Origin of the sequence: Rhizobium sp. 62_C5_N11_2, from assembly GCF_051811185.1 — a bacterium.
GTDB classification, from domain to species: Bacteria; Pseudomonadota; Alphaproteobacteria; order Rhizobiales; family Rhizobiaceae; genus Rhizobium; species Rhizobium leguminosarum.
In genome coordinates, this window is the sequence record NZ_JBPWPW010000001.1 from 13,980 (window position 1) to 27,941 (window position 13,962).

Sequence of the window (13,962 nt, forward strand, 5' to 3'; positions counted from 1 at the left end):
GGTTTTTGGTCAATTCAACCCGGAAATAAAACCTCTGCGAGAAATTAGCGCAATCAGAATCAGCAGCGCCTCGGTCAACCAGAAGTAAGTTTGCCGGGGGTATGTTGTTCCGCGCCCGTCGCTGATACTATCGAGCGTTGCATCGATGAAGCCGGTTTCCGCAAGATCGAGACCCGCAATAATTTCCCCATGGGCATTCACCAGCGCTGAAATGCCGCTATTGGCATCACGAATCAGCGGCAGGCCGGTTTCCACGGCCCGTACCCGCGCCTGCTGGAAATGCTGGTAGGGGCCGGGCGTCGCGCCGAACCAGGCATCATTGGTGATATTGAGGATCGCGTTGGCGTCTTTTATGTCGCCGGTCATTTCATCGGGGAAAATGATTTCGTAGCAGATCAGCGGATAGAGATTGAGCCCGCCGGGCAGCGTCAGCAGGTGCCGGCTTGCCGCGGCCGAAAACCCTCCCGGCATCTCGACGACGTTCTGGATGCCGAATCCGGTGAGCACGTCCTCGAAGGGCAGATATTCGCCGAAAGGCACCAGATGCACCTTGTCGGAGGCGGCGATGATCTGGCCGCGGCCGTCGATCACGTAAATGGAATTATAGTAGCGCACCGGGGTGCCCGGTCCCATTTCCTCGGCGCGTACGGCGCCGGCGATCAGGATCTGATTGTCGTCAAGCGTATCGGCGATCCGCGTGAGCGCATCCTGGTTGTCGGTGAGGATGAAGGGGATCGAGGTTTCCGGCCAGACGATGATATCGGGCTTGCGCCCGCCATTCTTCGGCGCTTCGGCTGACAGCTTCAGATGCGTCTCGAAGATCGCGGCGCGGTCGGCGTCGTTATCCATCTTCGCCGCCTGGTCGATGGCCGGCTGCACCAGCCGCACCACCGGCCGCTTGTCCTCCGGCAAGGCGTCCGGCCGCGGCGCGAGATGGAGAGCATAAGCGCCATAACCGAGATGGGCGGCAAAGAGCAGGACAGCAAGCGCGATGCCCGGCCGCGCCCCTTGCCGTGTCCCGGCAAGGGCAGGCGCGGAAAAGACGAAGACGGCAAGGGCCGTCACCCCCATCGCCCCGATCACATGTGCCGACTGCATCATCAGCGGAACCGGCATCATGCCGTAGCCGATGGCATTCCAGGGAAAGCCGGTGAGGATCACGCTTCGAAGCCATTCCATCAGCCCGAAGCCTGCCGCAAGGGCGGCGATCCGCCCCATGCCATCTGACCAGAAGATGCGGGCAAGGGCAGCCGCCAGCCCGTAGAAGATTGCAAGACAGGCCGGCAGCCCGAGGATTGCCAGCGGCAGCGCCCAGGCGAATTCTTCCTGATCGACCAGCAGCGCATGGCCGAGCCACCAGAGGCCGGCGACGAAATAGCCGAAGCCGAACAGCCAGCCGGTGGCAAACGCCGGCCATAGCCTGCCGATCAGGCCGCTTTCAGGCGAAGCCGCCGCCCCGTCGATCAGCCAGACGAGCAGTGTGAAGGAGACGAACATCGCCGCGAAAAAACCGATGGGCGGCAGCGCCAGAACCGCGAATGCCCCGGCGGCGATGGCCAGCAGCGACCGTTTGAAACCCCAGACGAGGATAACCCTGTCCGCAAGCCGCTCCATGCGCACTCCCATCAAACCGCGAATCAACCCGTTCGCAGTCTTTCAAAAAAGCGGCTCTTTGTCCCGTCAGTTGGGTGCTGTCAGTTCGCGGTCGATTCCGCCGGCCGGTCGTCGCCGGCCTCGGAGCCGGGGGAGATGTCGCCATCCAGCTTGGTCCGGCGGCGGATCGCATGGCGCTTGCGGGTGATGCGCAGCCGCTTGATGCGGCGCGGATCGGCGTCGAGGATGTGGAATTCGAAGCCCGGGAGCGCCTGGACGACTTCGCCGCGCACCGGGATGCGGCCGAGCGCCGAGAAGATCAGGCCGCCCAGCGTATCGACCTCGTCGACCTGCTCGCTGATGTCGAAATCCGGCCCGATCGCCGCGGCGATCTCTTCCAGTTCGACGCGCGCGTCGGCGATGAAGACGTCTTCGGCGACGCGCTTGAACATCACCTCTTCGTCGTCATGTTCGTCGTCGATGTCGCCGACCACCATCTCGACGATGTCCTCATGCGAGGCAAGCCCGTCGGTGCCGCCATACTCGTCGATGACGAGCGCCATCTGCGTGCGGTTCACCTGCATGCGACGCAACAGGTCGGACGCCAGCATCGACGGCGGCACGAACAGGATCTTGCGGATGATACCGGCTTCGGCCAGCGTCTTTTGCAGGTCGACGCGGGCGAGATCGAAATTCGTCTTGGCCGAACGCGTGGTCTTCTGGATGTTTTCGGGCGCAACCTCGATCGCCGGCACGGCAACGGCCGGTTTCGTCGGGCCGCGGCGCTTGTTGCGCGCCTGCTTGGCGACGTAGGAGAGCAGGTCGCGGATATGGACCATGCCACGCGGATCGTCGAGCGTATCGGCATAGACGGGCATGCGCGAGCGGCCGGATTCCTCAAAGAGGATCATCAGCTCGCCGATGGTGATATTCTGGTCGACCGCCTCGATATCGGCGCGCGGCACCATCACGTCGGCGACGCGCACCTCGCGAAAGCGCAGGATGTTGTTGAGCATCGCCCGTTCGTCGGGCGAAAAGGCGTCGTCGCCTGCCGCATCGGTCATCAGCGCGTCGGCGAGATCCTCGCGCAGTCGCGAGCCCTGCTGCGGGCGAAGGATGCGCGCGGCGCGCGACCAGAAGGATTGCGATCGGCCGGATGGCCGACTACTACTGCCTGCCTCGTCCGAAGAGGAGGATGACTCGGAGTCCTTGGCGTCTGCCGCCGGCTTCGTCGTAAAGTCGCTCATGGTTCCATTTTAAGGTCTTGACCCTCGTAGGGATCAGATAGGCCGAGCTGGGCCAAAATGCGAGTCTCCAGCCCCTCCATAATTTCGGCTTCGGCACTATTCATATGGTCGTAGCCGAGAAGATGCAAGAAACCGTGCACCAGAAGGTGGGTCAGGTGGTCGTCGAAACTCTTTTCCAGCTCGGCCGCTTCCCGCTCCAACGTCTCCCGGGCGATGATGATGTCACCGAGCATCGGGCCGGGCATCTTGCCGGGCTGAACCGGAAAGGCCGGAAAGGAGAGCACATTGGTCGCCTTGTCCTTGCCGCGCCATTCGGCGTTGATGTCCTGGATCGAGGCATCGTCGGTGAAGACGAGCGAAACCTCGGGCGGCATCGTCGGGAAGGGCTGCTTCTCGCTGTCGCGGAGATAGACCACCGCGGCACCGAGCACGCGTTCGCAAAACGACAGCAGCGTCTCCTCGCCGGGCCAGCCGACGTCCTCGACGCTGATCTGGATGTCGAGTTCGGCCATTAGTCCTGCCGGCTGACTTCTTCGGTTTCGACGGCGTAAGTGGAATCATAGGCCCTAACGATGCGCCCGACCAGCGGATGGCGGACGACGTCGGTATCCTTGAAGCGCACGATCGAGATGCCCTCGACGCCGTTCAGAAGCTGCAAGGCCTCGACGAGGCCGGATTTGACGCCGCGCGGCAGGTCGATCTGGCTCGGGTCGCCGGTGACGATCATGCGGGCATTTTCGCCGAGACGCGTCAGGAACATCTTCATCTGCATCGACGTCGTATTCTGCGCTTCGTCGAGGATGATGGCGGCGTTGGCGAGCGTGCGGCCGCGCATGAAGGCGAGCGGCGCGATTTCGATGACGCCGGCGGTGATTGCCCGATCGACCTTGTCGGCAGGGATCATGTCGTAGAGCGCATCATAAAGCGGGCGAAGATAGGGGTCGACCTTTTCCTTCATGTCGCCGGGCAGGAAGCCGAGGCGCTCGCCGGCCTCGACGGCCGGGCGCGACAGGATGATCTTTTCGACCGCGCCACGCTCCAGGAGCTGAGCGGCATGGGCGACGGCGAGATAGGTCTTGCCGGTGCCGGCCGGGCCGACGCCGAAGACAAGCTCGGCGCGTTCCAGCGCCCTGATATAGGCATCCTGGGTCGGCGTACGGGCGATGATCGTCTTCTTGCGTGTGGAAACCTGTGCCATCGTCAGCTTGGCCTTGCGCTCCATGGTTGGCAGGCTGAGCTGATCGTCGGCGGCGACCGCCATACGGATTGCGCCCTCGACGTCGGATCGTTCCACGCTGCCGCCTTTCTGAAGCTTTTCATAGAGATAGTCGAGTGTGCGCCGCGCCTGGTTGGTGGTCACGATATCGCCTGTGATGACGACCGAATTGCCGCGCGCCCGCGCATCGATGTTCAGCCGTTGCTCGAGCAGTTTGAGGTTCTGGTCGAATTGACCGAAGAGCTCGCTGGCGAAGCGGTTGTTCTCGAACGTCAGGACGAAGTGATTGGTGTCGCTCGGCGTGCGGGGGTGGCGCGGTGAAGAAGAAACCAATTCTTGTCCGTTCAAGCGGTCGGGCTCCTTAGGTTAAACCGCAGCCTCTGCGCGTTCGGCAAACAGGCTGTTCGTTCCGGTTCCTGTGATTCGCACTTTGATAATGTCACCGATTTGCGATGCTTTTGCATCAACATTCACAGATTGAAGCCAGGGAGAACGTCCGATTAGTTGTTCCGGCATGCGACCGGGCTTTTCGAGCAACAGGTCAATCTCTTTGCCGATGCAGGATTCGGCAAATTCCTGCTGCTGCTTCAGGAGAAGCATTTGCAGGCGTTCCAGCCGTTCTGCCTTGATCTCTTCCGGCACCTGGTCCTTCAGTTCCGCGCCGGGTGTGCCCGGCCGTGTCGAGTATTTGAACGAGAAGGCCTGTGCATAACGGACCTCCTCCACAAGCCTCAGTGTATCCTCAAAATCCTTGTCTGTCTCCCCCGGAAAGCCGGTGATGAAATCGCCCGACAGTGCGATGTCAGGCCGCACCGTGCGGATGCGCGCAATCAGCGCCAGATATTCGGCCGCCGTATGACGCCGATTCATCGCTTTCAGGATGCGGTCCGAACCCGACTGCACCGGCAGGTGCAGATAGGGCATCAGCGCCCTGAGGTCCCGATGGGCATTGATCAGCCGGTCGTCCATGTCGCGCGGATGGCTTGTGGTATAGCGCAGCCGGGCAAGGCCGGGGATCTCGGCCAGCCGGTAGAGCAGGTCGCCGAGGCTCCATGCCTCGCCCCGCGGCCCGGCGCCGTGCCAGGCGTTGACGTTCTGCCCGAGCAGGGTGATCTCGCGCACCCCGCCTTCTGCGAGCTTTTCGGCTTCCTCGACGATCTGGGAAACCGGCCGCGACACTTCCGAGCCGCGTGTATAGGGCACGACACAGAAAGTGCAGAACTTGTCGCAGCCCTCCTGCACCGTCAGGAAGGCGGTAACGCCGCGGGCGCGGATCTTTCGGCTCTCGGCGATCGGCAGATGCTCGAATTTGTCTTCGATCGCATATTCGGTATCGACGACGCGCTGGCCTTGTTTGGCCCGGCGCAGCGCCTCCGGCAGGCGGTGATAGGTCTGCGGGCCGATGACGACGTCGACGGCAGGCGCGCGGCGCAGGATCTCCTCGCCTTCGGCCTGGGCGACACAGCCGGCAACGCCGATCATCATCTCCCGGCCGTCCGCCGCCTTCTTCTTTTTCATCTCGCGCAGCCGCCCAAGCGCCGAATAGACCTTCTCGGCCGCCTTCTCTCTGATATGGCAGGTGTTGAGGAGAACGAGATCCGCCTCTTCCATATCGTCCGTCGGCTCATAGCCGTCGCGGGCGAGGGCATCGCTCATGCGCGTCGAATCGTAGACGTTCATCTGGCAGCCGTAGGTCTTGATGAAGACCTTGCGGCTGTTGCTGCCGTCGCGGAGGGCCTCGTTGGGGCCCTCGTGGGGGATTGCCTTCGGGGCCGGGAGAAGGGCGCTGTCCTGTGTCATGGCGCGCTATTTAGTGGTTTTTGACGCCGGAGAAAATCGAAATCTTGTTTTAGAGCCTTTCCTGGTCAGATTGAAGCATTCTGTTGGCTCAAACGGAGTCGGATGCTCTACCGGCCGGCGCGCGTCGTAGCCAAGCTCTACGGCCAAGCCGGCCGGTCGATCAGCCGGCCCGTTTTAGCCAACCCGAAGGGCCGGGCATTTTTCCGCCAGGATCAGAGGCGATTGGCTCGGACGTACCAAGAGGTATGCCCTTCGCCAATCGCCTCAGCCCTGACGAAAACCTGCTCCGGCAGAATGATTCAATCTGACCAGGAAAGGCTCTAGAAGATTTCCCGCCCGCGCAGTCGGCTGTTGAGGAGGTTGCGGATGCGCAAGGCAATCGTCGCGCTCACCTCCTTGCGGCTGGTATCGGCACGGTAATCCACCGCCTCACCGAAGGAAACTTCGGCGTCGATGGCGCCGCAGCGCACGATATCGATGAGATGCGGCAAGAGGTCGAGATCCCCCGGCCAGGCGGCGAGCCGCCGGTGATAGCGCCCCATGGCGATGCCGTGCACCCTGGTATAGGCAACCGCCACCGGCTGCACCACGACCGTTCCCGTCGGCGACGTCGGCACCGCCATCGCGGCAGCGCCGAACAGCGACGACTTGACCTCGAGCAGCCGGTTGCCGTCCGAGGTCGTGCCCTCGGGGAAGAGCACGACAATCTCACCGTCGGCCATGCGCCCGGCGATCTCGTTTGCCTGATGGCCGGTCTTGCGCCGCTCCTCACGCACGACGAAGACACTCTTCTGCAGTTTGGCGAGCGTGCCGAAGATCGGCCAGTCGCGCACCTCGATCTTGGCAATGAAGACGACGTCGGCAACGGCCGACATCACCATGATATCCAGCCAGGAGGAATGGTTGGAACAGAGCATCAGCGGCCGGCGATCTTCCTGCTTGCCGCTCACGCGGACGCGGATGCCGAGGCAATAGCAGACGATCCGGTGCCAGACGCGCGGCAGGCTGCGGCGCAGCCGCCAGTCGAAACGCAGCGCCAGCACCTGCAGCGGCATGAGCACGATGCTGACGGCAAGGATGACGACCGCGGCGAAGGCGATGCGCAACCAGGCGATCAAATGCTGGTCTCCCGGGCTGCCATTGCTTCAGAGGTCTTCCTTCTTCAACGGCACGCCGTAGAGCTCCAGCCGGTGGTCGACCAGCCGGAAGCCGTGTTCGCGGGCGATGCGCTCCTGCAGCGCCTCGATCTCCGGCGAGCGGAATTCGATGACCGTGCCGGTCTTCAGGTCGATCAGATGGTCATGGTGTTCTTCCGGCACCGTTTCGTAGCGCGAGCGCCCGTCGCGGAAGTCGTGCCGGGCGATGATGCCGGCATCCTCGAACAGTTTCACGGTGCGATAGACGGTCGAGATCGAGATCTTAGCATCGACCTTCACCGAGCGGCGGTAGAGTTCTTCGACGTCGGGATGGTCTTCCGAGTCTTCCAGGATGCGCGCGATCACGCGGCGCTGCTCGGTCATGCGCATGCCGCGTTCGGTGCAAAGCTCCTCAAGGGTCTTGGCTACATCAGTCATCGCCGGCCTATAGAGACATTCGTGTTTCGACAACGCCGCACGGCATTTGCGCCGGCCTGCATGTCATCTTGCTGCCAGGGAACTACCGAAGAACGCGCTTCATGACAAGCGCCGTGGAGAGGGCGCCGTTTTCCTGTCTGTAGTAACCCTGACGTTCGCCGACCTTTTCGAAGCCGAGCTTGCGGTAGAGGCCAAGCGCTGCCGTATTGCCGTTGTCGACCTCGAGAAACATGCTCTCGCCGCCGCGCGACCGCGCTTCCCGCATCGCCGCCTGCATCAGCCGCCAGCCCAGTCCGGCACGGGCGACCTTCGCCTGCACGGCAATGGTCAGGATTTCAGCCTCGCCGGCGACATGGCGGGCAAGAATGAAACCCGGAAGCGGCTTTTTCAGGATGGCATTGGTCTGGCGCGCGACGAAGCCGAACACAGTGTCCTGCATCAGCAGGCCGTGAAATTCACCGTCGCCCCAGGGCCGGGCGAAGCGCTCGCCGTGCAGGACGGCGACATCGCGGCAATCCTCGCGCTCCATGGCGATGATCTCGAATTCCGGTTTCAGCGTCAGATAGGCTTCCAGCATCGTCATACTCGTCGCGCAATCGCGTATCCGGCCTGCGGTTTGGCATCGGGTCCGCGCAGATAAAGGGGCTTCGGCTTTCCGGCATCGGGGGAGGCGGCAGCGCCCAGGCGCGCCACGATGGAGATCGGGAACCTGTTGGTGTGATCGCCGCCGGCGTCGGCCTTCAGCAGCGCCGTCGCCGAACCGGTGATCTCGCCGTCGAAGCCGGCGGCAAATGCCTGTGCTTCTGCAACGCTGACTGCCCGTGGCGTGTCGAGGGACGAACCGTCGGCTGCGAAGGACTGGAGGTAGATCTCGTCGCGCTTGGCATCCATCGCCGCCAGCACGGCGCGATGAGGCGTCTTGTCGCGCTGGGCTGATGCCATGACTTCGAGTGTCGTGATGCCGACGGCCGGCACATTGAGGGAGAGCGCAAAACCGCGGGCTGCGGCAACACCGACGCGGATACCGGTAAAGGAGCCGGGACCGATGGTGACGGCAAGGCGGTCGATATGAGAAAGTGCCAGTCCCGCCTGATCCAGCGCGCGATCGACGATACCAATCAGATGTTCAGCATGCCCCTTGCCGATCATGTCCGATGCCTCCCCCAGCACCGTATCCCTGCCGCTGTCATAGACGGCGGCAGCGCAGTCCACACCTGCCGTGTCGAGCGCCAGAATGATCATGCCATCAATTTCCGAATAAACTAGTGTCGCCTATCGATAAATCCGTTCGGCCGAACCCTGAGGTGAACGGCCGGACGAATTCAAGATTTTTAAGCGGCAATCACTTCCTGCACTTCCGGAACGAAATGGCGCAGCAGGTTCTGCACGCCGTGCTTCAGTGTTGCCGTCGAAGACGGGCAGCCGGCGCAGGAACCCTTCATGTTCAGATAGACCTTGCCGTCCTTGAAGCCGCGGAAGGTGATGTCGCCGCCGTCTTGGGCAACGGCCGGGCGCACGCGAGTTTCCAGAAGCTCCTTGATGGTCAGCACGATCGATTCATCGCCTTCGTCGAAGAATTCGTCGCCGGCATCGGCGTCTTCGGAAAGGATGGAGGCGTCGCCCATGACCGGCTTGCCGGACATGAAGTGCTCCATGATCGAGCCTAATATAGCCGGCTTAAGATGTTGCCAGTCGGCATTGTCCTTGGAGACGGAAATGAAATCATAGCCGAAATAGACGCCGGTGACGCCTGATATTTCGAACAGGCGGGCGGCGAGCGGCGAGGCTGCAGCCTCCTCAGTGCTGCGGAACTCGGCCGTGCCGTTTTCCATCACCACCTTGCCCGGCAGGAACTTCTGCGTGGCAGGGTTCGGCGTGGCTTCGGTCTGAATGAACATCTGGTTCTCCATGCGGCCGGCCCATGGTCTCGGCCGTCTTTAGAATTCTTCAAAAGAAGATAAGCCGATTGACGGCGCTAATCAAGAGACTTGTACTCAAGAAAAGCTAGAACAGGATGATTTTAGGCCCGGTTGGCCTAAAATCTGAATCCTGTTCTAAATTATATAGTTAGAGCATGATGTCGTCCGAAAACCGCTCACACTTTTCGGCATCATGCTCTAGCAGAGGGCGTCGATTTCCTCGTTGGTCAGCGTATCCGGCAGCACGGTGACCGGGATCGGAAACGCCGCCGCGCGGCCGGCGACCGAGGAGACCAGCGGCCCTGGACCTTCCTTCGCCGAACCGGCGGCCAGAACCAGGATCGCCACATCGCGGTCTTCCTCGATCACCGCGTTGATCTGTTCGGCAGCACCGCCCTCGCGGATGACGACCTCAGGCTCGATGCCGATGGTCTCGCGCACGATCTGGGCGATCTTGGCAACGACCGCCTCGGCCTCTTCACGCGCTTCGGCCCGCATGATTTCTTCGACGCCGAGCCATTGCTGGAAATCCCCATCCGGGATCACGTAGAGCAGCACCAGCCCGCCATTGGAATTCTTCGCGCGCCGGCCGGCATAATGAACGGCGCGTTGGCATTCGGGTGTGCCGTCAATCACCGCCATGAATTTGCGGCGGTGACCTTCGAGCCGTGAGAGTCGCTTCGATACCATGGCGCCGACTCTGACACCCGAAGCGGAAAATATGCAAGTCCAGTTTTTGCCCTGATGCCCGAGAAGAAATCCTCTTCTCCCCGGGGGAAGGTCCCCTTCTCCCACGGCGGAGAGAAGAGGAGATTTATCTCAATAGAGGAAGCCGATGACGTCGCGCACTTGGCTCATCGTCACCTCGGCGCGCGCCCTTGCGCGCTCGCCGCCCTTGCGCAGGATCGCGTCGATATGGCTGGTATCGTCCATCAGCCGGCGCATCTCGCCGGTGATCGGCGCCAGCACGTGGATCGCCAAATCGACCAGCGCCGGCTTGAAGACGGAGAACTGCTGGCCGCCGAATTCGGCCAGCACGTCCGCCTTCGACTTGTCGGCGAGTGCGGCATAGATCGCCACCAGATTGTCGGCTTCCGGACGGCCCTGCAGCCCGTCGATCTCGCTCGGCAAGCCGTCCGGATCGGTCTTGGCCTTGCGGATCTTCTTCGAGATCGCGTCCTCGTCATCCATCAGGTTGATGCGCGACAGATCGGAGGGGTCCGATTTCGACATTTTCTTGGTGCCGTCGCGCAGCGACATGACGCGCGGCGCCGGCCCGCCGATCAGCGGCTCGACCATCGGGAAATAGGCATGTACCGGCTCGTTGCCGACGGTGATGTCGACGCCGTAGCCGGTCCTGCTGATATGCTCGGCATAGTCGAGGTTGAACTTCATCGCGATGTCGCGGGCAAGCTCCAGATGCTGCTTCTGGTCCTCGCCAACCGGAACATGGGTACCGCGATAGACGAGAATGTCGGCGGCCATCAGGCTCGGATAGGCGTAAAGGCCGAGCGAGGCCTGCTCGCGGTCCTTGCCGGCCTTGTCCTTGAACTGCGTCATCCGGTTCATCCAGCCGATGCGGGCAACGCAGTTGAAGATCCAGGCGAGTTCGGCATGCTGCGGCACGGCCGACTGATTGAAGACGATATGCTTTTCCGGGTCGATGCCGGCGGCGATGAAGGCAGCGGCGATCGAGCGCGTCTGGCTCGGCATGTCCTCGTGCACGAGCTGGGCGGTGAGCGCATGCATGTCGACGACGCAGTAGATGCAGTCATTGCCTTCCTGCAGTGCCACGAACCGGCGGATCGCACCGAGATAATTGCCGAGATGCAGATTGCCGGTCGGCTGCACGCCGGAGAATACGAGTTTCTTGAATTCGCTCATGTCGTCCTCAATAGGCTGGTGGAGGGCCCCAGGGCTTTGCGCCCATGTTGCTAACGCGGCGGCTTATGCACGGCCGACCGGTCGCAATCAAGGGGTTCAGGCAGCCGCGTGTTGGATCAGATCGAAAGTGTTGCCGTAGGGATCCGCAAAGACTGCCACCGTGCCGTAAACCTCATGACGCGGCTCTTCCAGAAAGCGCACGCCGACTGCCAGCATCGCGGCATGGTCGCGGGCGAAATCGTCGGTATTCAGAAAGAAGCCGACACGGCCACCCGTCTGATTGCCGATGGCCGCGCGCTGCGTCTCGTCTGCCGCTTGCGCCAGCAGAAACGCGGCTCCATCCCCACCCCTCGGCTTCACCACCACCCAGCGCTTGCCCTCCGGCTGCAGCTCGTCCTGAAGGCAATCGAAACCGAGACCATCGCAATAGAAGGCCTTGGCGCGGTCGTAATCGTCGACCACGAGGGTGACGAGGAAAAGAGACTGGATCGTCATGTGCTGCCTCGCGATTGAGATGTTTATTCCACTTTTGAGCCGCAATTCCCCGGATTTTAAGCCGAATTGATCAACAGACTTACTCATAATTGAGTATAAAATTTCACAAAAAAGCTTTTTTTGAACCGAAAATCCTGCGCCTGGTGCCGGCGCCGTTGGGGTCGCTGGATAGCCGATCGGAGCGACCATGCAGAACGCAATTTTGCTCGCCATGGCAGGCCTTTTCGCCTTTCAATCAGCAACGGGTGCCGTCGGTCAAGACATGAAAAGGCATGGCGTTCATCTTCCAGAACATCAGGCACGTCTCGCCTATACGGTCCAGACAGTCAGCGTTCGTGCCGGCTGCTTTCCAGGGCGCCTGCGAGCGGTCCTGTCGCATATTGCTGCGAAGACCGGCCGACGCCCTGTGATAACCTCGGGCCACAGGGCGCATCCCCGCCGCCATGGGTCCCTGCACGGGAAATGTCTGGCGGCCGATATCAGGATGCCCGGTCTGTCGGAACGCACGATCATTGCTGCCGCAAGAAGTGCGCCGGGCATCGGCGGCATCGGCAGCTATTGCAACGGCATCATTCATGTCGACGTCGGACCGCAAAGGCGATGGGTCGATTGCTGAAGCAATACCAGGAAAAGTGCGACCTCACCCGTCCTTTGCCGGTGCCGGCTTGCGGTTCAGATTGCGTCGGATCATGCCGAGATTTGCCCCGCCGACCAGGAAAGCGGCGGCGAAATAGATCAGCATCGCAATCGCAATCAGCAGCCCGAGGGTACCGATCTTGGTGACAAGCGGCGCGCCGGAGGCAAGCCAGGGGGCCCAGTGCTGCTTGAGGAAGACGATGGCAGCACCCATGACGGCCGCGGCGACGATCAGCAGAGCCGTGCGCTTTGCCAGCGCCCATTCCCATGTCAGGTGGCCGCGGCGCAAAAGCGTGGTGAACAGCAGCACGGTGCTGATCCAGCCGGCCGTGGCTTCGGCAACCGCGATGCCGGGCGCGCCCATATAGGGGAAGAGCGTCAGCGCCGTGGCGCAGTTGGTCGCAACCGCGACGGCCGAAAAGCGCATCGGCGTCTTGGTGTCCTCGCGGGCATAGAAGCCGGGCTGCAATGCCTTGATCAACACAAAGGCCGGCAGGCCGATGCCGTAAATCGCCAGGATCGAGCCGACGACCGCAGTGTTTTCCTGATGGAAGGCGCCGCGCTCATAGAGCACCCGGATGATCTCGTCGGACAGGATCCAGAGCGCGAAGGCGGCTGGGATCGTCAGGAACAGCACGAATTCGATCGAGCGGTTCTGCAGGTTTCCGGCCTCCCGCAGGTTGCCGCCTTTCAGCGCCCGGGCAAGTTCCGGCAGAAGCACCACGCCGACGGCGACGCCGACGACGCCGAGCGGCAGCTGATAGATGCGGTCGGCATATTGCAGCGCTGCGATCGCGCCGTCGCGGGAAGAGGCGATCGCCTGGCCGATCAGCTGGTTGATCTGGGTGATGCCGCCCGTCACCGCAGCCGGCACCGCCAGGATCAGCAGCCGCTTGACGTTCGGTGTCATCTTCGGGAAACGGAAGCCGATGCTCATGCCGGCTGCAAGCACGCCGACATAGACGACGGCGAGCTGCAGGACGCCGGCGGCAAGAACGCCCCAGGAGAGGTACCAGGCCGTCGCCAGCGGATCGGCGCCGGTATAGAGCGCATAAAACAGCGCCCCGATCATCACCACGTTGAGGAAGACGGGCGCGATGGCGGCGGCGAAGAAATGATGCAGCGAATTCAGCATGCCGCTCATCATCGCCGTCAGCGACATGCACATCAGATAGGGAAACATCACCGCCGCCATGCGGATCGTGATCGAGAACTTGTCGGGATCGTCGGCAAAGCCCGGCGCGATGACGAAGCGCACCAACAGCGGCATGGCAAGCTCCATCACGATGGTGATGAGGAGCAGTACCGAAAACAGCACGCCGAAGACTTCTTCCGAAAAACGCTTGGCGCCATCCGTGCCGTTCGCCTCGATCTCCTTGGCAAAGAGCGGCACGAAGGCGGCGTTGAAGGCGCCCTCGGCAAACAGCCGGCGGAACAGGTTCGGAAAGCGGAAGGCGGCGTAGAAGACGTCGGCCATCGGTCCGGTGCCGAGGGCCGCAGCCATCAGCGTTTCGCGGGCGAAGCCGAAGATGCGGCTGCCGAGGGTGGCGCCGCCGACGGTCGCGAATTTCTTGACGAGGCTCATGCGTTTGGGCTCA

Annotated in this window: 15 protein-coding genes; 1 reads left to right on the forward strand and 14 read right to left on the reverse strand. The window is 62.2% G+C overall.

Going from position 1 to position 13,962, the window contains the following annotated elements; genetic code table 11:
• Window positions 1–9: 9 nt before the first annotated feature.
• The 13 genes from lnt to AB8B31_RS00145 all read right to left on the reverse strand — a co-directional run bounded on the left by lnt (window position 10) and on the right by AB8B31_RS00145 (window position 11,728).
• Complete coding sequence (lnt, locus tag AB8B31_RS00085; RefSeq protein WP_026188588.1) at window positions 10–1,614, reverse strand: apolipoprotein N-acyltransferase; 1,605 nt, start codon at window positions 1,612–1,614, stop codon at window positions 10–12.
• Window positions 1,615–1,694: 80 nt separating this feature from the next.
• On the reverse strand, window positions 1,695–2,840 hold the full coding sequence (locus AB8B31_RS00090) for a hemolysin family protein (protein ID WP_018244496.1): 1,146 nt from the start codon (window positions 2,838–2,840) through the stop codon (window positions 1,695–1,697).
• Window positions 2,837–3,352: an rRNA maturation RNase YbeY gene (gene ybeY / locus AB8B31_RS00095; protein WP_018244497.1), complete on the reverse strand. Its 516-nt coding sequence runs from the start codon at window positions 3,350–3,352 to the stop codon at window positions 2,837–2,839. Before ybeY ends, AB8B31_RS00090 begins: the two co-directional genes overlap by 4 nt.
• Window positions 3,352–4,404, reverse strand: a complete 1,053-nt coding sequence (locus AB8B31_RS00100; protein WP_018244498.1) for a PhoH family protein — start codon at window positions 4,402–4,404, stop codon at window positions 3,352–3,354. The genes ybeY and AB8B31_RS00100 overlap by 1 nt, the downstream gene beginning before the upstream one ends.
• Window positions 4,405–4,422: 18 nt before the next feature.
• The gene (miaB, locus tag AB8B31_RS00105; RefSeq protein ID WP_018244499.1) at window positions 4,423–5,856 is read right to left on the reverse strand and encodes a tRNA (N6-isopentenyl adenosine(37)-C2)-methylthiotransferase MiaB; all 1,434 of its coding nucleotides are present in this window, start codon (window positions 5,854–5,856) and stop codon (window positions 4,423–4,425) included.
• 320 nt (window positions 5,857–6,176) lie between these two features.
• Window positions 6,177–6,974, reverse strand: coding sequence for a lysophospholipid acyltransferase family protein (locus tag AB8B31_RS00110; RefSeq protein WP_128408950.1), 798 nt, complete (start codon window positions 6,972–6,974; stop codon window positions 6,177–6,179).
• 27 nt (window positions 6,975–7,001) lie between these two features.
• On the reverse strand, window positions 7,002–7,430 hold the full coding sequence (locus AB8B31_RS00115) for a Fur family transcriptional regulator (protein WP_003544875.1): 429 nt from the start codon (window positions 7,428–7,430) through the stop codon (window positions 7,002–7,004).
• Between the two features lie 82 nt (window positions 7,431–7,512).
• Window positions 7,513–8,013, reverse strand: coding sequence for a GNAT family N-acetyltransferase (locus AB8B31_RS00120; RefSeq protein ID WP_018244501.1), 501 nt, complete (start codon window positions 8,011–8,013; stop codon window positions 7,513–7,515).
• Complete coding sequence (gene tsaB, locus AB8B31_RS00125; RefSeq protein ID WP_018244502.1) at window positions 8,010–8,672, reverse strand: tRNA (adenosine(37)-N6)-threonylcarbamoyltransferase complex dimerization subunit type 1 TsaB; 663 nt, start codon at window positions 8,670–8,672, stop codon at window positions 8,010–8,012. Before tsaB ends, AB8B31_RS00120 begins: the two co-directional genes overlap by 4 nt.
• 89 nt (window positions 8,673–8,761) lie before the next feature.
• Window positions 8,762–9,328, reverse strand: a complete 567-nt coding sequence (locus AB8B31_RS00130) for a NifU family protein (protein WP_018447786.1) — start codon at window positions 9,326–9,328, stop codon at window positions 8,762–8,764.
• 219 nt (window positions 9,329–9,547) lie between these two features.
• Window positions 9,548–10,039, reverse strand: coding sequence for a universal stress protein (locus tag AB8B31_RS00135; RefSeq protein WP_003544884.1), 492 nt, complete (start codon window positions 10,037–10,039; stop codon window positions 9,548–9,550).
• Between the two features lie 129 nt (window positions 10,040–10,168).
• Window positions 10,169–11,233, reverse strand: a complete 1,065-nt coding sequence (gene trpS, locus AB8B31_RS00140) for a tryptophan--tRNA ligase (RefSeq protein ID WP_128408949.1) — start codon at window positions 11,231–11,233, stop codon at window positions 10,169–10,171.
• A gap of 96 nt (window positions 11,234–11,329) precedes the next feature.
• Window positions 11,330–11,728, reverse strand: a complete 399-nt coding sequence (locus AB8B31_RS00145; protein WP_128408948.1) for a VOC family protein — start codon at window positions 11,726–11,728, stop codon at window positions 11,330–11,332.
• Between the two features lie 187 nt (window positions 11,729–11,915).
• On the opposite strand from AB8B31_RS00145, the gene AB8B31_RS00150 reads away from it, so the two are divergent.
• Window positions 11,916–12,344, forward strand: a complete 429-nt coding sequence (locus AB8B31_RS00150; RefSeq protein ID WP_128408947.1) for a YcbK family protein — start codon at window positions 11,916–11,918, stop codon at window positions 12,342–12,344.
• Between the two features lie 24 nt (window positions 12,345–12,368).
• Here AB8B31_RS00150 and murJ read toward each other — a convergent pair whose 3' ends face one another.
• The gene (gene murJ / locus AB8B31_RS00155) at window positions 12,369–13,949 is read right to left on the reverse strand and encodes a murein biosynthesis integral membrane protein MurJ (protein WP_128408946.1); all 1,581 of its coding nucleotides are present in this window, start codon (window positions 13,947–13,949) and stop codon (window positions 12,369–12,371) included.
• Window positions 13,950–13,962 lie beyond the last annotated feature (13 nt).

Excerpts from the sequence above, each read along its gene's own strand:
- lnt (WP_026188588.1), bottom strand. The coding sequence starts at position 1,614 with ATGGAGCGGCTTGCGGACAGGGTTATCCTCGTCTGGGGTTTCAAACGG.
- AB8B31_RS00090 (WP_018244496.1), bottom strand. The coding sequence starts at position 2,840 with ATGAGCGACTTTACGACGAAGCCGGCGGCAGACGCCAAGGACTCCGAG.
- ybeY (WP_018244497.1), bottom strand. The coding sequence starts at position 3,352 with ATGGCCGAACTCGACATCCAGATCAGCGTCGAGGACGTCGGCTGGCCC.
- miaB (WP_018244499.1), bottom strand. The coding sequence starts at position 5,856 with ATGACACAGGACAGCGCCCTTCTCCCGGCCCCGAAGGCAATCCCCCAC.
- AB8B31_RS00115 (WP_003544875.1), bottom strand. The coding sequence starts at position 7,430 with ATGACTGATGTAGCCAAGACCCTTGAGGAGCTTTGCACCGAACGCGGC.
- AB8B31_RS00120 (WP_018244501.1), bottom strand. The coding sequence starts at position 8,013 with ATGACGATGCTGGAAGCCTATCTGACGCTGAAACCGGAATTCGAGATC.
- tsaB (WP_018244502.1), bottom strand. The coding sequence starts at position 8,672 with ATGATCATTCTGGCGCTCGACACGGCAGGTGTGGACTGCGCTGCCGCC.
- AB8B31_RS00130 (WP_018447786.1), bottom strand. The coding sequence starts at position 9,328 with ATGTTCATTCAGACCGAAGCCACGCCGAACCCTGCCACGCAGAAGTTC.
- AB8B31_RS00135 (WP_003544884.1), bottom strand. The coding sequence starts at position 10,039 with ATGGTATCGAAGCGACTCTCACGGCTCGAAGGTCACCGCCGCAAATTC.
- trpS (WP_128408949.1), bottom strand. The coding sequence starts at position 11,233 with ATGAGCGAATTCAAGAAACTCGTATTCTCCGGCGTGCAGCCGACCGGC.
- AB8B31_RS00145 (WP_128408948.1), bottom strand. The coding sequence starts at position 11,728 with ATGACGATCCAGTCTCTTTTCCTCGTCACCCTCGTGGTCGACGATTAC.
- AB8B31_RS00150 (WP_128408947.1), top strand. The coding sequence starts at position 11,916 with ATGCAGAACGCAATTTTGCTCGCCATGGCAGGCCTTTTCGCCTTTCAA.
- murJ (WP_128408946.1), bottom strand. The coding sequence starts at position 13,949 with ATGAGCCTCGTCAAGAAATTCGCGACCGTCGGCGGCGCCACCCTCGGC.